This window comes from Rhodococcus sp. 24CO, assembly GCF_050586165.1.
In the GTDB taxonomy this organism is placed as follows: domain Bacteria; phylum Actinomycetota; class Actinomycetes; order Mycobacteriales; family Mycobacteriaceae; genus Rhodococcus_F.
The window spans coordinates 296,775-318,510 of sequence record NZ_JAZFNF010000004.1; the positions used below are offsets into that span (position 1 = coordinate 296,775).

General features: G+C 61.9%; 19 protein-coding genes and 1 tRNA gene. 14 read left to right on the forward strand and 6 right to left on the reverse strand.

Annotated features, from left to right (window positions below):
• Nucleotides 1–47: 47 nt before the first annotated feature.
• A complete protein-coding gene (locus tag V2B23_RS11560; protein WP_430950468.1) occupies nt 48–1,229 on the reverse strand; it encodes an aminotransferase class V-fold PLP-dependent enzyme in 1,182 nt (393 codons plus the stop codon).
• Nucleotides 1,230–1,285: 56 nt separating this feature from the next.
• Here V2B23_RS11560 and V2B23_RS11565 point away from each other — a divergent pair, with 56 nt between their 5' ends.
• The 6 genes from V2B23_RS11565 to V2B23_RS11590 all read left to right on the forward strand — a co-directional run bounded on the left by V2B23_RS11565 (nt 1,286) and on the right by V2B23_RS11590 (nt 8,092).
• Nucleotides 1,286–2,518: an APC family permease gene (locus V2B23_RS11565; RefSeq protein WP_430950469.1), complete on the forward strand. Its 1,233-nt coding sequence runs from the start codon at nt 1,286–1,288 to the stop codon at nt 2,516–2,518.
• Nucleotides 2,519–2,612: 94 nt separating this feature from the next.
• Nucleotides 2,613–3,818, forward strand: a complete 1,206-nt coding sequence (gene egtA, locus V2B23_RS11570) for an ergothioneine biosynthesis glutamate--cysteine ligase EgtA (RefSeq protein WP_430950470.1) — start codon at nt 2,613–2,615, stop codon at nt 3,816–3,818.
• A complete protein-coding gene (gene egtB, locus V2B23_RS11575; protein ID WP_430950471.1) occupies nt 3,818–5,125 on the forward strand; it encodes an ergothioneine biosynthesis protein EgtB in 1,308 nt (435 codons plus the stop codon). Before egtA ends, egtB begins: the two co-directional genes overlap by 1 nt.
• Nucleotide 5,126: 1 nt before the next feature.
• Complete coding sequence (egtC, locus tag V2B23_RS11580) at nt 5,127–5,891, forward strand: ergothioneine biosynthesis protein EgtC (protein WP_430950472.1); 765 nt, start codon at nt 5,127–5,129, stop codon at nt 5,889–5,891.
• Nucleotides 5,888–6,853: an L-histidine N(alpha)-methyltransferase gene (egtD, locus tag V2B23_RS11585; RefSeq protein WP_430950473.1), complete on the forward strand. Its 966-nt coding sequence runs from the start codon at nt 5,888–5,890 to the stop codon at nt 6,851–6,853. Before egtC ends, egtD begins: the two co-directional genes overlap by 4 nt.
• A gap of 99 nt (nt 6,854–6,952) precedes the next feature.
• Nucleotides 6,953–8,092 carry a PQQ-dependent sugar dehydrogenase gene (locus tag V2B23_RS11590; RefSeq protein WP_430950698.1) on the forward strand — a complete coding sequence of 380 codons (1,140 nt, stop codon included), beginning with the start codon at nt 6,953–6,955 and terminating at the stop codon, nt 8,090–8,092.
• Nucleotides 8,093–8,116: 24 nt separating this feature from the next.
• Here V2B23_RS11590 and V2B23_RS11595 read toward each other — a convergent pair whose 3' ends face one another.
• The 5 genes from V2B23_RS11595 to V2B23_RS11615 all read right to left on the reverse strand — a co-directional run bounded on the left by V2B23_RS11595 (nt 8,117) and on the right by V2B23_RS11615 (nt 13,274).
• Nucleotides 8,117–9,697 (reverse strand): SLC13 family permease, encoded by a 1,581-nt coding sequence (locus V2B23_RS11595; protein ID WP_430950474.1) that lies wholly within the window; start codon nt 9,695–9,697, stop codon nt 8,117–8,119.
• 101 nt (nt 9,698–9,798) lie between these two features.
• Nucleotides 9,799–10,467, reverse strand: a complete 669-nt coding sequence (locus V2B23_RS11600) for a hypothetical protein (protein ID WP_430950475.1) — start codon at nt 10,465–10,467, stop codon at nt 9,799–9,801.
• Between the two features lie 249 nt (nt 10,468–10,716).
• Nucleotides 10,717–11,697 (reverse strand): ribose-phosphate diphosphokinase, encoded by a 981-nt coding sequence (locus V2B23_RS11605; protein ID WP_033234295.1) that lies wholly within the window; start codon nt 11,695–11,697, stop codon nt 10,717–10,719.
• Nucleotides 11,694–13,193, reverse strand: a complete 1,500-nt coding sequence (gene glmU, locus V2B23_RS11610) for a bifunctional UDP-N-acetylglucosamine diphosphorylase/glucosamine-1-phosphate N-acetyltransferase GlmU (RefSeq protein ID WP_430950476.1) — start codon at nt 13,191–13,193, stop codon at nt 11,694–11,696. The genes V2B23_RS11605 and glmU overlap by 4 nt, the downstream gene beginning before the upstream one ends.
• A 10-nt stretch (nt 13,194–13,203) precedes the next feature.
• Nucleotides 13,204–13,274 (reverse strand) — tRNA-Gln (locus V2B23_RS11615).
• Between the two features lie 185 nt (nt 13,275–13,459).
• On the opposite strand from V2B23_RS11615, the gene V2B23_RS11620 reads away from it, so the two are divergent.
• The 8 genes from V2B23_RS11620 to V2B23_RS11655 all read left to right on the forward strand — a co-directional run bounded on the left by V2B23_RS11620 (nt 13,460) and on the right by V2B23_RS11655 (nt 21,638).
• On the forward strand, nt 13,460–14,092 hold the full coding sequence (locus V2B23_RS11620; protein WP_430950699.1) for a TetR/AcrR family transcriptional regulator: 633 nt from the start codon (nt 13,460–13,462) through the stop codon (nt 14,090–14,092).
• A 188-nt stretch (nt 14,093–14,280) separates the two neighbouring features.
• Complete coding sequence (locus tag V2B23_RS11625; RefSeq protein WP_430950477.1) at nt 14,281–14,922, forward strand: ScbR family autoregulator-binding transcription factor; 642 nt, start codon at nt 14,281–14,283, stop codon at nt 14,920–14,922.
• 334 nt (nt 14,923–15,256) lie between these two features.
• Nucleotides 15,257–15,730 (forward strand): holo-ACP synthase, encoded by a 474-nt coding sequence (locus tag V2B23_RS11630; RefSeq protein ID WP_430950478.1) that lies wholly within the window; start codon nt 15,257–15,259, stop codon nt 15,728–15,730.
• Complete coding sequence (locus V2B23_RS11635) at nt 15,727–15,969, forward strand: acyl carrier protein (protein ID WP_033234563.1); 243 nt, start codon at nt 15,727–15,729, stop codon at nt 15,967–15,969. The genes V2B23_RS11630 and V2B23_RS11635 overlap by 4 nt, the downstream gene beginning before the upstream one ends.
• A complete protein-coding gene (locus V2B23_RS11640) occupies nt 15,966–17,156 on the forward strand; it encodes an acyl-CoA dehydrogenase family protein (protein ID WP_430950479.1) in 1,191 nt (396 codons plus the stop codon). Before V2B23_RS11635 ends, V2B23_RS11640 begins: the two co-directional genes overlap by 4 nt.
• Nucleotides 17,153–18,109: an amino acid--[acyl-carrier-protein] ligase gene (locus V2B23_RS11645; protein ID WP_430950480.1), complete on the forward strand. Its 957-nt coding sequence runs from the start codon at nt 17,153–17,155 to the stop codon at nt 18,107–18,109. The genes V2B23_RS11640 and V2B23_RS11645 overlap by 4 nt, the downstream gene beginning before the upstream one ends.
• Entirely contained in the window at nt 18,109–19,095 is a 987-nt protein-coding gene (locus V2B23_RS11650; RefSeq protein WP_430950481.1) for a DUF1839 family protein, read from the forward strand. The genes V2B23_RS11645 and V2B23_RS11650 overlap by 1 nt, the downstream gene beginning before the upstream one ends.
• Nucleotides 19,095–21,638 (forward strand): glycosyl hydrolase 2 galactose-binding domain-containing protein, encoded by a 2,544-nt coding sequence (locus tag V2B23_RS11655; protein WP_430950482.1) that lies wholly within the window; start codon nt 19,095–19,097, stop codon nt 21,636–21,638. Before V2B23_RS11650 ends, V2B23_RS11655 begins: the two co-directional genes overlap by 1 nt.
• Nucleotides 21,639–21,736 lie beyond the last annotated feature (98 nt).

Consider the following 21,736-nt stretch of genomic DNA (forward strand, 5'->3'; position numbering starts at 1 on the left):
AGTCAAGATTTGCAGCTCCGCTCGAATCCTGGCCGATGTGATCCCGGTCATCGGGAGACGCTCGAGTCCCGCACAGCGCCGAGAAAACGGTCTAGGTCTTTCTCGTCGACAAAACAGTGCGGGGACGCCCTGACCACGGCGTCGAGACCGCGTGCCGTCATGTCGAGGAGAGTCGATCCACGGCCGCTCACCGTGACGGTGATGCTCTGCGCCGCAAGTTGACTGCGGACTTCGGCGGCCGGAACCGCGTCCACGGTGAACGAGACGATACCGCTGAGGGTGGGGCCACGATCGTGGACGGAGACACCGGACATCGCGCCCAGGCCGGCCCGAAGATAGCGCGACCTCGATTCGATCTGCTGCGCAACGGTTTCCGTCCCCAATGCCAGGAGGTAGTCCGCCGCGGCGCCGAGTCCGAGGCGAGCCGCGACACTGGTTTCCCACAGTTCGAATCGTGTGGCATCCGGCGCGGGCACATAGGCATCAGGGTGGGTCCAGTCCGCTCCGTGCAGGTCCATCGCGGCGGGTTCGAGTGCAGTCGCCAGTCCGGGACGCACGTACAGAAATCCCGTTCCCCGTGGGCCGCGAAGCCACTTGCGCCCCGTGGCGCTCAACGCGTCGACGCCGAGGGCAGCCACGTCGATGGGTAGTTGGCCCACCGATTGGCACGCGTCGAGGAGTACCAGTGCGCCGTGGCGCGCAGCCAATTCGACCACCTCGCGGACCGGGTTGACCAGGCCGCTGTTCGTGGGTGCGTGGACAACCGAGATGACGCGGACGCGGTCGTCGAGCATCGCTTCGAGCGCCTCGAGGTCGATCCGGCCGTCGGAATCGCTCGGAATCACCTCGACCTTCGCGCCGGTCGACCGCGCCCGACCCAGCGCGGCGATGGCGTTGCTGGCGTATTCGACACCACAGATCAGGACGCGGTCGCCCGGGCTCAAGGGCACGGCCGCAAAAAAATCGTTCCAGGCTCGGGTTGCGCTGTCGGTCAACGCGATATCCGAAGGCTGGGCGCCGAACACCCGGGCCAGTGAGTGTGGAACCGCGGCCAAGGCTTCACCGCGGCGATCTGCGGCGACGTAGCCGCCGACTTCGGCTTCCAGGCGCAGATGCTCGATCATCGCCGTCAACACGGGTTCAGGCGGTAGCGAGGATCCGGCGCTGTCGAGGAACACCTTGTCGATGCACCCAGGGGTGTCGCGGCGGATCGAGGTGAGATCGAACATGGCACCATCCGTTCACTTCGGTGTGGTTCAAAGGCTCTGTGAACGAAGCTATACCGATGGACCGCACCCTGGGGACGTTCGACGCCGTGGGGATCGGCCTTGCCGCGATGATCGGTGCGGGAGTGTTCGTGGTGTTCGCACCGGCAGCGGCAGCGGCTGGCACCGGATTGATGTTCGGTCTGGTTATCGCGGCATTCGTGGCGTACTGCAACGCCACGTCGTCGGCGCAACTCGCCGCACGGTATCCGACCTCCGGCGGGACGTACGTCTACGGACGTGAGCAACTCGGGCCGTGGTGGGGGTTTGTTGCGGGGTGGTCGTTTGTGGTCGGGAAGATCGCGAGTTGCGGGGCGATGGCGTTGACCTTCGCGACTTACGTTGTACCCGAGCCGTATCGGAAGCCCGTCGCCGTGGCGCTTGTAGTGCTGCTGGTCGCGGTGAACTATCGCGGTGTCACCAGGACCGCGCAGATGGCCCGAGTGATCGTCGCGATGTCCGTGACTGCAATCGGCGTGGGTTTGTGTGTATCGCTGTGGGGGCCGGGTGCTCATCGTGCGATGCCTGAGGTTGTCTTCGGCTCGTGGCACGGGGTTCTGCAATCGGCCGGACTACTGTTCTTTGCCTTTGCCGGGTACGCCCGCATCGCGACTCTGGGCGAGGAAGTCCGGGATCCTCGGCGCACGATTCCACGCGCAATCCTGATAGCTCTGGGCGTTGCGGTAGTCATCTATGCGGTGGTAGCGGTGGTTCTTCTGGTGACTCTGGGACAGGAGAGACTTGCGGAGTCGACCCGTCCGCTCGCGGATGCCGTCGCGCTTTCCGGGTGGGGGTGGGCAGAACCGATTGTGGTCGTCGGCGCCGCCGCCGCATCCGCTGGTGCTCTGTTGGCGTTGATCGCGGGGGTGAGCCGAACCGCGATGGCGATGGGCCGGGAACGGGATCTGCCACGGACTTTCGCAGCGATTCATCCCAAATTTGCTGTGCCACATCACGCTGAACTGGCTGTCGGCGCGATCGTGATCGCACTGGTCTCGATGGTCGATCTACGTGGTGTGATCGGGTTTTCGTCATTCGGGGTGCTGGTGTACTACCTCGTGGCAAATGTGAGCGCCTATACCCAAGGCGGCGCGGATCGGATCTTCCCGCGGTGGCTTCAGGTTGTCGGAGCGCTGGGATGTGCGGTCCTGGCGTTCACGCTGCCTGTTTCGGCAGTCGCGGCGGGGACAGGTGTTGTTCTTCTGGGTTGTGGGTATCGGTGGATACGACTGAAAAAATTTGGCGACACGTAACACGGCAAAGGGTGCAATCGGTGTGTGCGGGCTCTATCGTCGGTACAACCGCTAGAGCACGCGAACCGCTAGACAAACCCAAAGGGGAAGTCGAATGGCAACCGCAGTACTGGAAACGACGCTGGACTCACGTCCCGCCGCCGAGGCATACATCGGTGGGGTGTGCTTCAAGCAAGGCCCGCCGAGACTTGTCGGAACCGAGGTCGAATGGCTGACCAGGGATGCCGGCGGTGGCCGTCCGTCACTCGAGGCTCTTGCCCTTGCGCTGGGTAAACATACGCCCACCAGTATCGATCCGGAATCTCCCGGCGCCCCACTTCCGGGCGGAAGTTACGTCACCGTCGAACCGGGCGGTCAGATCGAACTCTCCTCGGCGCCGCGCACGTCAGCTCGCGAAGTATGCGATTACCTGGGCGAAGACCACCGCGTGTTGAGTGCGCTTCTTCGCGACCAATCCATCGAGATGTACGACGGTTCCGCTGATGATTTGCGTGAACCACATCGCCTGCTGCGACTGCCCCGATACTGCGCCATGGAACACCAGTTTTCCTCTATCGGGCCGTACGGAACCCTCATGATGTGCAACACCGCCGCTGTACAGGTGAGCGTCGACGCGGGTGGCAGCCAAGAAGCTATAGCGCGGCGGTGGCGACTGCTCGGCGATATCGGGCCGGCTCTGATCGCCGCATTTGCGTGTTCGCCACAGCTGGAAGGGATTCCGCGAGGGGAGTGGGCGTCGCAACGGATGCGGACGTGGCTCGAACTCGATGCCAGGCGCACGATGCCCGTTGTCGATGCGGCCGATTACGCGCAGTGGGCCTTGAACGTCCCGCTGATGTGTGTCCGGAACAGTTCCGACGACTGGACTGCGCCGCGGAGCGCCACGTTTGGCGACTGGATCGACGGGGCACTCGAATCCGACATAGGTCGTGCGCCCACGTCCGAGGATCTGGACTACCACCTGTCCACGATGTTCCCGCCGGTCCGTGCGGCAGGACATCTGGAGGTGAGGTACATCGACGCTCAACCCGGCGATCTGTGGCGCGTACCGATAGCTGCGATCGATGCGCTGCTGTCCGGGCCCGCGGTGATGCAGGAAGCAAGCGATGCCGCGGCATCGACGGCGGGCCGCTGGCGTGATGCCGCGGAATACGGTCTGGTGGACGTCGAATTACGTTCGGCAGCAACATCTCTGATGTCGCTCGCAGCGTCGTATGCGCCTGACCCCGAGTTCGTTCGTCTCCTTGATCGTGCGGCCGAGCGGTGTTGTCGGGGCCTGGCGCCGGTCGAGGGAAGCTGATGTCGACAGAGGTCACCAAGGAAGCGGTCGAGACCGTTCTGGATCGGGCACGAGCGCGTTCGCTGCTGCTCACCGATTGCGTCGACGACACCGAGTTGATCGCCCAGCACTCGCCGCTCATGAGTCCGCTGGTGTGGGATCTTGCTCATATCGGCAACCAGGAGGAACTGTGGCTGGTGCGCGATGTGGGCGGACGCGAACCGGTCCGACGCGATATCGACGACATGTACGACGCGTTCAAGCACTCGCGGCCCACGCGACCTGAGCTTCCGCTGTTGGATCCGGCCGAATCGCGTCAGTACATACATACGGTTCGAGGCAAGGTGTGGGACGTTCTGGCTGACAGCAACTTCGACGGAAATCCGCTCGAACGCAGCGGGTTTGTGTTCGCCATGATCGCCCAGCACGAACAGCAACATGCCGAAAGTATGCTCGCAACACACCAATTACGTTCCGGCCCTGCGGCGCTCGTGGCCACACCAGCTCCCGCTGTGCGGCGCAAGTACCTTCATGACGACGTGGTCATTCCCGCCGGGCCGTTTGTGATGGGTACCGATGACGAACCGTGGGCTCTCGACAACGAGAGGACCGCTCATCAGGTGTATCTCGGCCCCTATGCAATCGACCGATTCCCGGTCACCAACGGCGAGTTCATCGAATTCATCGACGACGGTGGGTATTCCCGCCCCGAACTGTGGTCGCGGGCCGGGTGGCGTCATCGCATCGATGCCAATCTCACTGCGCCCCTGTTCTGGGAACGCGACGGATCAACATGGTGGCAGCGGTCTTTCGGCACCGACAAACCGGTAGCGATTCGCCGCCCGGTGGTGCATGTCAGCTACTTCGAAGCCGAAGCCTATGCAACCTGGGCAGGCAAGCGACTTCCCACTGAAGCCGAATGGGAGAAGGCGGCACGGTGGGACCCCGAATCCGGACGGTCCCGCCGATTCCCGTGGGGCGATGACCCACCGGACGAGACCCGCGCCAATCTCGGCCAACAGCATCTGTCTCCAGCTGATGCAGGGGCCTATCCCGACGGCGCGTCGGCGTACGGTGTGCAGCAGTTGATCGGGGACGTGTGGGAATGGACGTCTTCCGGTTTCCATCCGTACCCGGGGTTTCATGCGTTTCCGTACCGTGAGTACTCCGAGGTGTTCTTCGGCGGTGATTACAAGATGCTGCGCGGTGGTTCGTTCGGAACCGACAGCGTTGCGTGCCGTGGCACTTTCCGCAACTGGGATCATCCGATCCGGCGTCAGATTTTCTCCGGATTCCGTTGCGCCAGAACACTGTCCGGGCACGTCTGACATGTGCCGACATCTCGGCTATCTCGGACCGCCGCGCTCCGTCCGAGATCTACTACAGGGCGGAACCCATTCGCTGGTGAAGCAGTCGTGGGCACCGCGTGAGATGCGCCGGGGCGGAACCATCAACGCCGACGGCTTCGGTGTCAGTTGGTGGAATGACGGGGCGTTGGGCCGATATCGAAGTAGTGTCCCCATCTGGTCGGATACCACTGTCGAGGAAACGCTTTCACATATTCACAGTGGATCGGTCCTCGCCGCGGTTCGCTCCGCGACGGAGGGAATGGCAGTGGAGATCGGCGCGTGTGCGCCGTTTGCCGACGGTACTTACGCCTTCAGTCACAACGGAGCCGTCACGGGATGGCCGAATTCGATTGCCACTCTCGCACAGGAGATCCCGACTGTCGAGCTGTTGACCATGCCGGCGCCGACCGACGCGGCGCTACTGTGGACGCTGTTGCGTCATCGCCTGCAGGACGGGGCGTCGCTGACGGGTACGTCGGTGGAAGCCGCGTTGACCACCGTCCTTCACGACGTCGAAGCGGTGGCGCCAGGTTCGCGTCTGAACTTCCTGCTCGGCGACGGGAACGAACTGTGGGCAAGCACCTGGGGCCATACGTTGTACGTTCTCGTCGACGAGTTGCAGGCACTGATCGCGTCCGAACCCTTCGACGATTCACCGGGGTGGGAACAAATTCCCGACAGGCACCTCGTCTGCGCCCGCCCCGGGCATTTGATCATCACCCCGATCCCGATGGGAGAACGATGAGCACCCCGATTCTCGAGATCTTTCTGACTCCGGACGACCTTGTCGAGCAATTGCGGTCCGACGCTCGCTCCGGCCTGACCGCGCAGTCGAAGTGGCTTGCGCCGGTGTGGTTCTACGACGCCCGCGGCAGTGAACTCTTCGAGCAGATCACCGAGCTGCCGGAGTATTACCCCACCCGCACGGAACGCGCTTTGCTGGCCGAGTGCGCCGGCGAGATCGCATCGTTGACCGCACCGAAGATGCTGATCGAGTTGGGTTCCGGTTCCTCGGAGAAGACGCGCCTACTGCTGGAAGCGATGGCTGGTTCACTGCACACCTATGTCCCGCAAGATGTTTCGGTGACTGCGTTGGAAGGCGCTGCCAAGGCGATCAGCACGGAGTTTCCGGGCATCGACGTCATTGGAGTGGTCAGCGACTTCACCGGTTCGCTGCATCATCTTCCCAGCGGGGGCAGGCGGGCGGTCGCGTTTTTGGGCGGCACGCTGGGAAATCTGATTCCGGGCGAGCGCGCAGAGTTTCTTGCCGGTGTCGCGGAGGTTCTCGGCCACGGTGAGAGCTTGATCCTCGGAGTGGGGTTGGTAACCGATCCGGCTGTGCTGGTTCCCGCCTACGACGACAGTGTGGGAGTAACAGCGGAGTTCAACCTCAACGTGCTCAGCGTCTTGAACAAGCAACTCGGCGCGAACTTCCCTCTGGAAGCGTTCCGGCATGTCGCACTCTGGGATGCCGAGAACCAGTGGATCGAGATGAGGTTGGAAGCTCTCCGCGATCTTTCGGTGCGGATCGAAGACCTGGATCTGGAGATCACCTTCGCCGCGGGCGAGCAATTGCGCACGGAAATCTCCGCGAAGTTCACCGTCGACGGGATCACTGCCGAGTTGGAGGACGCGGGCTTTCGGCTACAGAAAGTGTGGACCGACGCCGATCAGCGGTTCGCGCTGCTGTGCGCGGAGCGAGCCTGAGTGCTCACCAATCGACGTGAAATACGGCTATCCGCGTCCAGGGCAAATTTGTGCGCACTCAGATACGGGCGCGCTGTCCTGACTGCGGCGACAATCGTGATGCTCACGATCCCGCTGACGCAATGCTCCGCGCAGCCGGTTCCGTCGCCCGAGAATCTCGAATCTGTTGGCAGCAGCTCGGAAGTCCCCACTGAAGACACGTTGCCGGAACTCGAGGTGACCACGGTCCTCGACGGACTCGACCATCCCTGGGACGTTGTGCAGGCGCCTGACGGCGCGATTCTCACCGGGCAGCGGTCCGGGGGTTTTGTCGTTCGCCGCAGCGACAACACGACCGGCCCTGTCACTGCAGACCTTTCGGATCTCTACGCTCGGTCCGAGACCGGACTGATGGGAATCGCGCTTGCCCGCGACTTTGCTCAGTCCCGCACCCTGTACACCTGCCAGGGATTCGGTGCTGGGGGAGTTACGGACGTTCGGGTGATCTCGTGGACAGTCGACGCCGGCTGGACCGAACTCACGCGAACCGGAACGGTGTTGCAGGGTCTCCCGGTCTCGTCGGGGCGACATGGTGGGTGCCGGATTCTTGCCGCCGAGGACGGAACGTTGTTTGTCGGCACGGGTGACAGCGCGAATCCCAGTGTTCCGCAGGACCCGAACTCGCTGGGCGGCAAGGTCTTGCACGTCAACGCAGACGGCACGCCGGCGGCGGGCAACCCCAACCCGTCGAGCCCGGTGTACACCCTCGGCCACCGGAACGTTCAGGGATTGGCCGTTCAACCCGGAACCGGCAGGTTCTATTCAGTGGAGCAGGGCACCAGCGTCGACGACGAGCTGAATCTGCTGACCCCCGGCGGAAATTACGGCTATCGACCGGATCGGTTGCCGGGAACATACGACGAGTCGGTGCCGATGACCGATCCGTCCCGTGTGCCAGGCGCGATCGAAGCGGTGTGGAGTTCGGGTAACTCGACCCTGGCAACCGCGAGCGCGGCATTTGCCGATGGCCCGCAATGGGGACCGTGGGACGGCAGCGTTGTCATCGGCGGACTCAAGAGCAAGAAACTGATCTTTCTGCGACTGAGCGACGACGGCCGGAGCGTCGACGCACAGGCATACGGGTTGGAAAACAAGTACGGCCGACTGCGTTCGATAACGCCAACAGGAGACGGATCTCTCCTCGTCACGACGGACAACGGAGACAACGACAAGGTGCTCCTCGTGACGCCGTCGCAGTAGCCGGATACCAGCCGTAGCCGGGTGTCAGAAGCTCCAGATCAGCGGAATCAGAACTGTCGCAACTACGAGGAACCACAGGAGCATCGGGAGTCCGAGCTTCCAGTAGTCGCCGAACTTGTAGCCGCCAGGGCCCATCACCATCATGTTGGCGGGGGTTGCGACTGGAGTCAGGAACGACGCGGCGGCCGCGACGGTCACGGTCATCAGGAGCGGCACCACCGAGATGTTCAACTCGGAGGCGACGGAAAGTGCGATCGGCGTGATGATCAATGCCGTCGCGGTGTTGCTGATGAGCTGGCCGAGCGTTGCGGTGACGAGGAACAGTCCGGCAACAACAACGTACGGGCTGGCGCCGCCGATGACGTCGACAAAACCGTGGGCGAGTTTCTCGGCAGCGCCGGTCTGTTGAATTGCCGTGGAGAGCGGAATCATTCCACCGACCAGAATGAGGGTGGTCCACGAGATCGAGCGGTGCGCCTCTTCGACACTGATCACACGCAGCAGGACCATCGCGCAGGCGGCAACAAGACCTGCGATAGCGGACGGGACCAACCCGAACGTCAGCATGATCACCATGGCGGCGACGACAACCAGGGACATGATCGCGCGGGTGCCGAGCGGCGCGGCCTGCTTACGGATCAAGGCAGGCGGATCGACAACAAGGACGTTCGGGTCCACCGACGTGTGAGTGTCCAGGTCGTCCCAACTGCCCTGTAGCAACAGTGTGTCGCCGGCGGCGAGCCTGATACCGCCAGGCCCACAGGGCTCGCCGGCCCGCGCGGCCGCCAGAACCACCAGATCGCCACTGTCGGTCACCATGCCGGGGAAAACCTTGTCGCCGATGATTTCCGAGCGTGGAGGAACGATCACTTCGACAACGCCGTCGTCCTTGGTGATCAGTGGTGCGTCGGATTGATCGCAACCGCCCGCGACGGCGTATTGCTGCGCGAGCGTCTTGGCGTGCCGGCTCAGGTCCGGTGACATCGACGTTCCGGCACGGTGGGGCAACACGCGAGGACCGAGTAACACTGCGATCGCAATGGTTCCGAGAACCAGCGGCGCACCGATCAAGGTGAAGTCGAAGAAGCCGAATGCGCCGACACCGGCGTCGGCGGCGGCATCGGAGACGATGATGTTGACCGGTGTGCCGGTGAGCGTGAGCATCGAACCGGCATGTGCGGCAAAGGCGAGCGGGAGCAGCAGTTGCGATGTGGACCGGCCGAGTCGGACCGCGAGGACGACCACCATCGGGATCAACGCGGCTACCGCACCGTTCACACTGATCAATGCCGTCAGTGCGGCGACCAGCAACATGATTGCGCTCACCAACCGAACGCGTGAATCGCCTACCTTCGTCAGAAGCTTCTCGCCCGCCCACGTCGTGACCCCTGTGGCGTCGAGCGCTTCGCTGACGACAAAGAGTGCGGCGATGAATATGACTGTGGGATCACCGAATCCGGCCAGCGCCTGTTCCACCGAGATCACCCCGGTTGCGGCCAGCGCCAGTGCCGTTCCGATCGCGATGATGCCGACCGGAATTCTACCTATGACAAACAGAGCCACAACCACGGCAAGCACGACAAAGGTGATGGTGATGTCATTCACGATTCGTAAAGCTACCTCCCACCGCGGCTACCTCCCTGCACCGCATACAGAACGACCCCGTCTCGGAAGGAGACGGGGTCGAAAGGACGGACGCGGTGGAATTAGTTGGAGGCGGCGATGCGCGCCTTCTCGAGAGCGGCGAGGGTGCGGAGCACGGTTGCCTTCTGCTTGTTGAGATCGCTCAGGCGAGCGCGGGCAGGCAGACCCTGGGCAAGTTCGGCGACCTTGATCTGCTCGTCGATGGAACCGAGCTGATCGAGAAGCCCCAGAACGCGCGTCTGCAGCGTGTTGATGTCGACGGTGTCCGTCTTCACCGGAGCGGCAACGCGAGTCGCAGTGCCCGTGCTGGAGGGGCGGGAAGCGCGTGCCGGCGACGTGTCGGCAACAACGGTAGCCGCGCGCGGGCGGATGGCCTTGCGGACAGCGGCAGCGTCGGGGAGAACGTCCATGCGGATTTCGTTGAGGACGCGGCGGGCTTCGCGTGCCGTGACACGGTATTCGCGCTCTTCGTCATCGTCGGACTGCAGCGTTCCGCCGAGCGGACGCAGGCCGTACATGCCGAGGAATCGCTTGGCGTCGTCGATGATGCCTTCGTTTTCGCGGCACCGTGCGCAGCGAGGTTCGTTGCGGAACATTTCTACGGAGTTGTCGTCACCACACCAGACACAGGATCCTGGGCGCCACCGCCGGACCGTGGGAACTGAAGAATTCAGTGAATGAGATTCGGGCCGGGATGCCGAACGAGATTCCAGGGTTTGCGCGTCGATCACGACGAGCCACATTAGGCGAAGATTGCGGGCAGGTGAACACCAGCTCGGCGTCGACCTGGGATTCTCTCCGGAGGCGTGACCAAGATCATGCCGATTGTCCGATTCTCGGGTATTTGTGTGTCGCACAAATGGTTTCGTGAAGACCTCTCGGTCTGGTTCCACGGATGAGCGTCACCGTGAAACACGAAGGGCGCGTACCCGTGACCGTATGGTCACAGATACGCGCCCGCCCCGCGGTAACGCGAAAGACTATGCGCTGCCGTTGAACAGTGAAGTCACAGAACCGTTCTCGAAAACTTCCTTGATGGTCCGTGCGAGCAGAGGTGCAATCGACAGAATCGTCAGCGTCGGGAACTGCTTCGACTCGGGGATCGGCAGCGTGTTGGTCGTGATGACCTCCTTGGCGCCGCAGGCAGCCAGGCGCTCGGCGGCCGGATCCGAGAAGATGCCGTGGGTGGTGGCGATGATGACGTCGACAGCACCGGCGTCCTTGAGTACCTTGACGGCGCCGGCGATGGTGCCGCCGGTGTCGATCATGTCGTCGATCAACACGCAGGTGAGGCCGTTGACATCACCGACGACGCGGTTGGACTTGACCTGGTTCGGGACCAGCGGATCACGCGTCTTGTGCACGAACGCCAGCGGTGCGCCGTCGAGGGCATCTGCCCACTTCTCGGCAACCTTGACGCGGCCGGCATCAGGGGAAACGACGCAGATGTTGTCGGTGCCGTAGTTGTCGCGCACGTACTCGGCGAGCTGGCCCTGAGCGTGCATGTGATCGACCGGACCGTCGAAGAAGCCCTGAATCTGATCGGTGTGAAGGTCGACCGTGATGATCCGGTCGGCGCCTGCGGTCTTGAGCAGGTCCGCGATCAAGCGAGCGGAAATGGGCTCGCGTCCGCGGTGCTTCTTGTCCTGGCGGGCGTACGGGTAGAACGGCAGCACCGCGGTGATGCGCTTTGCAGATCCACGCTTGAGCGCGTCGATCATGATGAGCTGCTCCATCACCCACGTGTTCAGCGGCGCCGGATGGCTCTGCAGCACAAACGCATCCGAACCACGTACAGACTCTTCGAAGCGAACGAAGATCTCACCGTTCGCGAAATCGCGGGCAGTCTGCGGGGTGACTCGGATGTCGAGTTCCTTCGCAACCTGCTCAGCCAACTCGGGATGCGCACGACCCGAGAACAACATCAAGTTCTTCTGGTTGTCGATCCAATTCGCAGTCACTGGTTCATGCCATCCTTTTGTACTTGCTGATCTGTGCGCTCTGATTCCGAAGCCGTTGCTGCATCGGCTGCAGGAGTACCGGGCCGATTTTTCTCGACCCAACCCTCGATGTTGCGTTGCTTACCGCCCGAGACCGCAAGAGCCCCAGCCGGAACGTCGAATCGCAAGACGGTGCCGGCGCCGGTGTACGCACCGTCCCCGACGTGAACCGGAGCGACGAACATGGTGTCCGAGCCGGTTCGCACGTGCGACCCCACCACAGTACGGCGCTTGGTCACCCCGTCGTAATTGACGAAGACGCTCGACGCTCCGATGTTGCTGTGATGGCCGATGGTGGCGTCGCCGACGTAGGTAAGATGCGGAACCTTCGAATGTTCGCCGATCTCGGCGTTCTTGGTCTCCACGTACGCACCGAGTTTGCCGTGAGCGCCCAGGGAAGTGGCCGGGCGTAGGTACGCGAAGGGGCCGACGGTAGCGTCGGCGCCGATTGTCGACTCGTTTGCATGCGAACGGATGACAACGGCCCTGGCACCGACAGTGACATCGGTCAGAGTGGTATCCGGGCCGATCACAGCGTCTTCGCCCACTGACGTGGTGCCGGCCAACTGTACGCCGGGTAGCAGCGTCACATCCTGTTCGAGAGTGACGTCGCAGTCGATCCAGGTACTTGCCGGATCGACGACGGTGACGCCGGCGCGCATCCACTTCTCGAGGATTCGACGGTTCTTCTCACGTGCCAACGTCGACAGCTGCACGCGATCGTTTGCACCGGCGACCAGAACCGAGTCCGCGATGTGCTGAGCACGTACACGCTTTCCGGCGCGACGGGCGATCATGATCACATCGGTGAGATAGAACTCGTGCTGAGCATTGTTGGAGTCGAGGGACGACAACGCATCACGAAGCGTCTCGACGTCGAATGCGTAGACACCGGAATTGACCTCGGTGATCGAACGCTGCGACTCCGTCGCTTCTTTCTCCTCGACGATCGCGTTGACTTCACCGTCTGTGGTGCGCAGGATCCGGCCGTAACCGGTGGGGTCGGATGCCGTGGACGTCAGGACCGTCACCGCAGCTGCCGGCGCGCTGGTGTGGCGCTCGAGTAGATCCGCGATGGTGGTGCCGTCCAGGAGGGGGACGTCGGCAGCAGTCACGAGTACCGTGCCGCGGAAATCTGCAGGCAGTCCTTCGAGACCACAACTGACCGCGTGGCCGGTGCCCTTCTGCTCGTCCTGAACGGCGATCGTGATCAAGCGACCCAAGTCGGTGGCGACGGATGCCACAGCTTCGGATACCCGTTCGCGGTCGTGGCCGACGACGGTCACCAAATGCGTCGGATTCAACGACGCGGCAGCGTGGAGGGAGTGCGCGAGCATGGTGCGGCCGGCAAGAGTGTGGAGCACCTTGGGAGTCTTGGACTTCATCCGAGTGCCTGCACCCGCTGCGAGAACGATCACGGCGGTTTGCACTTGTTTGAGCTCCCTCTTGTCGATCATCAACTACCGGCTCCGCCGCCAGGACTCGAACCTGAACTATCTGAACCAAAATCAGAGGTGCTGCCATTACACCACGGCGGATTGCCACGCTCTCCGAACCTTGCGGCGGATTACGCGCAAGAATAATCGCATGCCGACCCGGTCTAGGTCGAACCGCTCCTCCGTTTTCGGGTCGAGCAGTGCCGATAGGCTTGCTGTGAGCGGTGCGGTGACAACCGTCCGGCGTATGGGGGAGAGAGGCAATCATGGCGACGGTTCCCAATCCGATGGGCAGTGATCGCGCACCTGAACGGGCAACTCGGGTGCGTATGACGGGAACACAGCGTCGTCAGCAGTTGATCGAGATCGCCAGGGCTCTTTTTGCCGAACGTGGATACGAAGCAACCTCGATCGAGGAAATTGCGCAACGGGCGAATGTCTCGAAGCCTGTCGTCTACGAGCACTTCGGCGGTAAAGAGGGCTTGTATGCCGTGGTCGTGGATCGCGAGATGTCGCGACTGCTGGAGATGATCACGTCGTCGTTATCGCAGAACCGCTCGAGAGTTCGAGTCGAGCGGGTAGCGCTGGCGTTGCTCACATACGTCGAGGAACACACAGACGGCTTCCGGATCCTGGTTCGTGATTCGTCCGTCGTGGCGCCGAGCGGTACCTATTCCAGTCTCCTCAACGACGCCATCAGTCAGGTGGGATACCTGTTGGCCGGAGACTTCTCGCGGCGTGGATTCGACCCGGGACTTGCAACGATGTACGCGCAGGCGCTGGTCGGGATGGTGTCGACCACAGCCACGTGGTGGCTCGACGAGCGCACTCCGTCCAAGGAAGTCGTGGCCGCCCACCTCGTGAATTTGTGTTGGAACGGCCTCACCAATCTCGAGGCCGATCCGCAATTAGAGGGTTAACGCAGGCGTGCCTGTCGCTGAAGTATGGAGCGCAGTCTAAGCTGTGTTGGCTGTATCACGATCGTTCGATGGGCAAATGTGGTTTGTTTGCGTGGGGTGTTCTTTGTTGCAAAGCGCCTTCCATTTTGACGCTGTGAACGGGTAATGGTGAGGATTCGTTCGATGTGTGGTGACTGGAGGCCGGATCGATGGTGAGGCAGGAGCGGGCGGAAGCCACTCGTGATTCGGTACTGCGCGGTGCAGCGGGCGTTTTCCTGCGTCTGGGGTATGCAAACGCCAGTCTGAGCGAGATCATCGCCGAATCGCAGGTGACCAAAGGGGCGCTTTACTTCCACTTCGGTTCCAAGGAAGAGCTCGCCCGCGCGGTGATCGACGAAGGGTCTGCTCGTTTCGACGCCAAGTCGGAATTGTGGCTGGATCGCCGAACGCCGGCGCTGGAATCGCTGATCGGTGTCTCGTCGGTGGCGGTCGACACTGCCGCACATGACGTACTTGTTCGTGCCACGTTCCGTTTGCTGGTCGAAATCGGTGACTACCGTGGATCGGGTCCGGCAACGTTCGACGTCTGGCTCGATATTTTCCGGGATCTCGCCACCAGAGCCGCCGATGAAGGTGACCTCAAATCCGACGTCGACTCTTCGGACATTGCGCGTTTCTTGTTGCAAATGGTGACGGGTGTCCGATTGATAGCGTCGGCTACGGGAACAATGCGCGATTTGTCTGAGTCGATGAAGACGTCGTGGAATATCATTCTTCCGGTCGTCGTTCCGGAATCGAAGGTCGAATACTTCCGCCAGTTTGCTGCTCGACGGCTAAGTAGCGACCACTGAGTTAATCGGGTTGCGTCGGTCCGAATGTCGCTCGGGTCGATAGCCTGGGCAGTTGATGGGATGTATCTCCCATTTGAGTGGATCTAATCGTGTAGCTGAAGTGCCTTTGGCCTATATTGGGCTTTTGAAACAAACTCAGAGTATGTTTATCTCATAACTAAATGTCCGATGGTCTGATCTTGCCGACTTGCCCGACGTTGCGGTATGTTCTTTCAATAGCTGAACAATTGCTGCGACTGTCGATCGGTCAGGGAAGCTTGATTGTTCGAGACGAAGTCGGTGTACCGGGCGGGGTAGGGGGTCGCCCGGTACACCGATGAAAGGGGTATCGAAGATGGGTGAATCTGTACCGTCGGGGACTTCGGCAGTTTCGGCTGTTTCGTCAGCAACATTCGATGCGACCCCTCGGATCGGCTGCGACGTCGTCAATGTCGTGGATGTCAGTCGAAGTATCGATCTGTTCGGGAGTCGATACCTCGAGCGGACGTTCACCGCGCGCGAGTTGGAGATCTGCAGCGGGGCTGCCAGGGATCAGCGACTCGCGGCGCGCTTTGCCGCGAAGGAAGCGGTGGTCAAGGTTCTCCGGCCCGCGGACACAGCAATTCCATGGAATTCCATCGAGATTACGCGTGAGCTGTGGGGGGGATGTGGAGTAGAGCTCTTCGGCGAAGCAGCAAAACTTGCTGTGGCGCAAGATCTTCAGGATTTTCAAGTATCTATTTCGCATGAGGCCGACGTCGCCATCGCCATGGTGATTGCCATGCATCGCGGCGGTTCGCACCAAACAGAAGGACGAAGTCACCGATGAGTGATCAGGCAATTCGCAAAGTGCTCATGGAGCATGGTCGGCTTGCAGTTGATGTCGGCACGATCGACATCGACGCCGATCTGTACGCCTTGGGTTTGACCTCCCACGCGAGTGTCAATGTGATGCTGGCGCTGGAAGATTCGTTCGATATCGAGTTCCCGGACGAGTTGCTCCGGAAGAGCACTTTTGCCAGCGTCAGGGCGATCGAGAGTGCGTTGATCGGACTGGGTGAAGCGTGAGCATTCCGCATTCCGACGTTATTGTCGAGCCCGCCCTCGATCGGGCACGCCGTGTCGCAGACGAAGTTGCCGCCGTGTGGGCGGCCGAGGTGGACGAAGACTCTCGATTCCCCGTCGAGGCGGTTGCCGCGATGCGCGAGCAGCGTCTGCTCTCTGTTGCCGTTCCCACCGAGCTCGGTGGCGACGGCTTGTCCTTGCGTGAGGTTGCCACGATCGCGCGGATCATCGGATCACGCTGTGCGTCCAGCGGAATGATCTTCGCGATGCATCAGACGCAGATCTACTCCCTGGTCAAGCATGGCAACACGGAGGCGCTGCGGGCGTTTGTGGTCGAATCCGTCGAAAAGCAGTTGCTGCTCGCATCGGCAACAACGGAGTTGGGGATCGGCGGCGATGTCAGTCGAAGTTACTGTGCTGTGGAGGATCTCGGTGGCCATCTGCTGCTGATCAAGAACGCGCCGGTAATCTCGTACGGCGAGCATGCAGACGCGATTCTGGTCACTGCCCGCCGTTCGCCGGAGAGTCAGCCGAACGATCAGGTTCTTGTTGTCTGTCGCAGCGGGGATCTCACTCTGGAAAAGACTGCCGAATGGAACGCATTCGGGTTGCGGGGAACGTGCAGCCTCGGGTACATCCTGCGGGCGACGTCCACACCGGACATGATGATCGATACTCCGTACGCCGATATTTCCACCAACACCATGTTGCCCGTGTCGCACGTCGTGTGGAGCTCGGTGTGGCTCGGCATCGCTGACGCGGCACTCGACAAGGCGCGTAAGTACGTGCGCGCGGCGGCGCGCAAGCAGCCTGGAGTCTCGTCGCCGGCAGCGCTGCGTTTGGCTGAAACAGCGTCGACTGCACAACAATTCGCGGACCTGGTGGACGCATCTGCCGGCCGCTACGACCGCGCCGTCGGCGCTCGCGGCGAATTGGCTGAGGCGGCGACAACCGACAGTGTCGGTTTCTCGCTGTCAATGAACAACCTGAAGGTCGCCACATCGAGATCTGTGGTGGAGATTGTCGGTCAGACGATGTTGATCTGCGGTATCTCCGGATACCGAGAAGACAGTGAGTTCTCGCTGGGGCGTCATCTCCGTGATGCCCACGGGGCTGCCGTGATGGTGAACAACGATCGCATCATGGCGGGGTCTGCTCAAATGGCCATCGGATACCAAGGAACAATGTGACTACCGAATTCGTGAACACCGAGACCGATTCCACCCCTTCCGAACTCGATCTCGCCAGGGCCGAGTTTCAGCGTGAATTGCTGAGCGCAGGAATTCTCATCGAGACAGATGTCCTAGGTCTTTACGGTCGTTCCGGGTTGTTCGAGGACATCGTCGACGGAATCGACCGAGTGGTCGTAGCTGCGGGTCCCGGATCCGCCGCAACGCGTCTGCGTTTTCCGCCGGTGTTTCCTCGCACGAGTTTCGAGCGCACCGATTACATCGCGTCGTTCCCCAACTTGACCGGTGCCATCAATACCTTCAACGGAAGCAATCGTGATCACTCACAGTTGCTGGCAGATCGTGCGAACGGCGATTCGTGGGATCGCTATCTCGAACCGACCGAGACGATGTTGGTGTCGGCTGCATGCCACCCCGCCTACGCTCAGTACACGGGTGAGTTGCCCGAAGGTGGAGTGCTGCTTGATATCTACGGTTTCTGCTTTCGGCACGAACCGGCAATCGATCCGGCCCGTATGCAGGCGTTCCGTATGCACGAGTTCGTGACGATCGGCGACGCCGCCGCCGCTGCCGCTCACCGCAGAAAGTGGATCGAACGCGGGATGGGGGTCTTGGGCGACCTCGGCCTCGATGCCACGCCGGTCATTGCCAACGATCCGTTCTTCGGAAGGGCTGGTCGGATGTTGGCGGCCAATCAACGGGATGAAAACCTGAAGACGGAGTTGACAGTTCGGTTGTACGGCGATCTCGACGAGGGTACGGCAATCGTGTCTTCCAACAACCACCTCGATCATTTCGGCAAGACATTCGACATCACGACCGCCGGCGGGGAGGTTGCCCACAGTTCCTGCGTCGGTTTCGGAATGGAGCGAATCGCTCTGACTCTCTTGCGAACACACGGTCTTGACATTGCTGCCTGGCCAGGCAGCGTCCGTGGACATATGGGGTTGTGATGGCCAGACTCCTCGATATCACCCCCGACCGCTACACCTCACATGCCGTGCATCACGAGGACCGGGTGTGGGCGCAGACCAATTGCTACTTGGATCTGTGGATCGAGGTTCTGCATTCGCTCGGCCTCGACCCGGTGCCCGCGATGGCATGTGCGTTTTCGTCGAGGTTCGACGGTGCGCAGTGGACTTTCCTCAAGTTCAAGGCCGAGGATATCTTTGCGCTGTACGGGATCGACGTCGCCGAGATGAACGTCTGGCGCGCGCCGCTGATACACGTCGAGGACAATCTCGAGGCGGGAATGCTGTCCACGGTGGAGGTGGACGGTTACTGGCTGCCGGACACATTGGGTACGAGTTACCATGAGACGCATACCAAGACAACAATTGTCCCCAACCGGATCGATCGAGTGGCGGGAGAACTCGAGTACTTCCACAACAGTGGATATTATGTGCTTCGGGGCGACGATTTTTCCGGGGTGTTCGATCTCGATCGTTCGAGCATTCCGCCGTTCGTTCCCTACGTCGAGCAGGTCCGACTTTCGCCCGTTCACGAGATGAACGCGGGAAACATCGCAGAAGTAGCCCGGCGGAACGTGGCAGTTCGGCCTCCGGGAAATCCGGTACGCGAGCTGGGACGCAGGGTCGTCGAGGATTCCGAGTGGATCCGCACAGCCGGCATCGAGGCATTCCATCTGTGGTCGTTCGGGTTACTGAGGCAGTGCGGCGCCAGCGCTGAACTTGCCGGCGATGTCAGCGAATTTCTCGATGCGTCAGGGTTTTCCGGTACAGCGCAGGCGGCAGCGGGGTTCCGCAGTGTCGCTGCGGGCGCCAAGAGTGTGCAATTCCAGATGGCACGTGCGGCGAGGGGGCGCGTCGTGGATCCCCGTGATCAACTCGACGAGATGGCGGTGTCCTGGACACAGTCCATGGACATCATCACCTCGATTGTCGGAGTTGACTCCCAGCGACATCTCAGGTTGGTGTGATGCCGCGGAAATACGCTACAGATCTTCTCGAAGAAGCGCAGTGGCGTTGTATTGCAACGCAACCCGGCGAAATCGCGAATCCCGCGCAGCTGTCGGGCAAGACTGGATGGCTACCGGTTACGGTGCCGGGCACGGTGGCCGGAGCGGTCCGCGAATCCGAAGGCTCCGCTGCGGCTCGTGGGGTGGCAGCCGACGCCAGTGACTGGTGGTTCGTCACGAGGGTTGCCGCGGCCGGTGAGGGGTCGTGGCTGCTCCGCCTCCAGGGGTTGACGGCGGGCGCGGACGTCTGGGTCGACGACACCGTGGTCTTGTCTTCGGAGTCCATGTTCGTTCCCGGCGAGGTAGTCGTAACCCGGGAGGCGGCCAAGAGTGGTGAATTCACACTCGCGATCCACTTTCATTCTCTGGCAACCGTTCTGAGGTCGCGTCGGCCCCGTGGACGATGGCGTTCGTCGTTGGTGCGTGAGCAGGGTCTGCGATGGATACGTACGACACTGCTGGGAAGTGCACCCGTATTCTCCGGCGTGCCGGTCCCGGTGGGGCCGTGGCGGGGTATTCGAATGTTGGATGTCGGCAAGGCAAGTGTCGTGTCTCGGACTCTCGACGTCACTGCTGACGGAATGTCCGGGACCGTCGAGATCTCGGCGCGTCTTACGGGTGTGCCCCGCAATGTCACGGCAGTGCCGGTGACCGTCGGAAATGTTCGTGGTTCCCTCACAGTGACATCGCGAGACGGTGGACTCGCCGTCGTATCCGGCGTCGTCGAAGTTCCCGACGTGGAACTCTGGTGGCCGCACACACACGGTCGGCCGCATCGATACTCTGTGTCGGTCGACGTGGGTAGAGATGTGCTCCACTTGGGGCACATCGGTTTTCGTAGTCTCGAGGTAGATCGAACCGGCGGTGGATTTCGGGTATCGGTCAATGGGGTCGACCTGTATTGCCGGGGATCGGTGTGGGTGCCCACCGATCCCGTCTCCTTCCGCGGCGAGGCGCAAACTACGTCGGTGCTCGAGCGTTGTGCAGCGTCCGGCGTGAACATGCTGCGTATTCCCGGGACCATGGTCTACGAGAGTGACCACTTCTGGAACGAATGCGCCCGGTTGGGCATTCTCGTCTGGCAGGACGCGATGCTCGCGACCCTCGATCCGCCCGACACCGACGAGTTCTTTGCACTCTTTGCCACCGAGGTACGTGCGTTCCTGCAACAGGTCGGTGGCAACCCGGCGCTCGCAGTTTTCTGCGGAGGAAGTGAAACCGAACAGCAACCGACCATGCTCGGTCTGGTCGATCAGCACATCTCGATCATTCATTCCCGCTTGCCGGCGATGCTCGAGGAACTCGCACCGGATCTCGAGTACGTCACCTCGTCCCCCGCAGCGCCGCCCGACCGTGAAACATTGGCTACTCACGTAGGCACCGGTATCGCCCACTACTTCGGAATAGGTGGGTACCGGCGTCCACTCGACGACGTGTTGAGCGCGCGGGTGCGATTCGCAACCGAGTGCCTGGCATTCTCCATTCCGCCGTCGAACGCTGCCATCGAGAACGAGTTCGGCTCTGTGTCCGTAGCCGGCCACCATCCGTCGTGGAAGGCTGCTGTGCCACGGGACAACGGGGCGTCCTGGGACTTCGAGGACGTTCGCGATCATTACGTCACAACGTTGTTCGGCGAGGATCCGAGTGAGGTTCGCTGGTCCGATCCGGAACGCTATCTCGACTTGGGGCGCGCGGCGATCTGCGAGGCCTTCGGCGCAGCCCTCGGTTACTGGCGTCGAGCAGATTCCGGTTGTGACGGTGCGCTGACCTTGGCTTTGATGGATCTCGAACCTGGGCCGGGGTGGGGAGTCCTCGACTGGCAGGGCACACCGAAGGCTCCGTGGTACGTGCTACGTCGGTACTCGAAACCCGTGGCCCTCATTGTCACCGACGACGGTCTTGACGGACTCCGCCTCGACGTGATCAACGAGACCGGTGACCCGTTGGTTGCCGAGATTCGCATCCGAGCGCACAACAGGTCCGGTGTGGTCCCGGTGGATGTGGTCGCACCCGTCAAGGTCGACGCCCACGGAAAACGGATTCTGACGGTCGACGAGGTGGTGGGGCGATTCACCGATCTCACTCACGTCTTCAAGTTCGGGCCGCGCAACTACGACGCAGTCACCATCACTCTCGAGAACGAGGAAGGCGTGGTTATCGACGAGGTTGTGCATCTGTTGGGAAGCCCGGCCAGACCCCTCGAACGCACTGTCGGCCTTGCCGCCATCGCCCGAAGTATCGGCGACGACTGGGTTGTCGACGTCACCTCGGAAGGTACGGCGCAATACGTGTCGCTGGACCTGCAGGGGTTCGAGCCGGAAGATTCCTGGTTTCATCTCGCACCAGGCGGTGCGCGGACGGTGAGGTTGCGTCGCACCGGTCAGGCGAAGATGGTGATCGGTCGCGTTCGAGCACTCAATTCCCATTCCAGCGCCCCGGTCAGCCCGCCGTTGGTTGCCGATCCACCTCGGCAAGCGGCGACCAAGCGGGTTCCGCGGAGGTAGGGCGCGCTCGCGGATAGAATCGACTCGGCGTCACGCCACCGCTGGTGGGTGACGCTCGGGTTGTTCGTCCGCAGCTCGCCGTCACCGCCGAGGAGCGC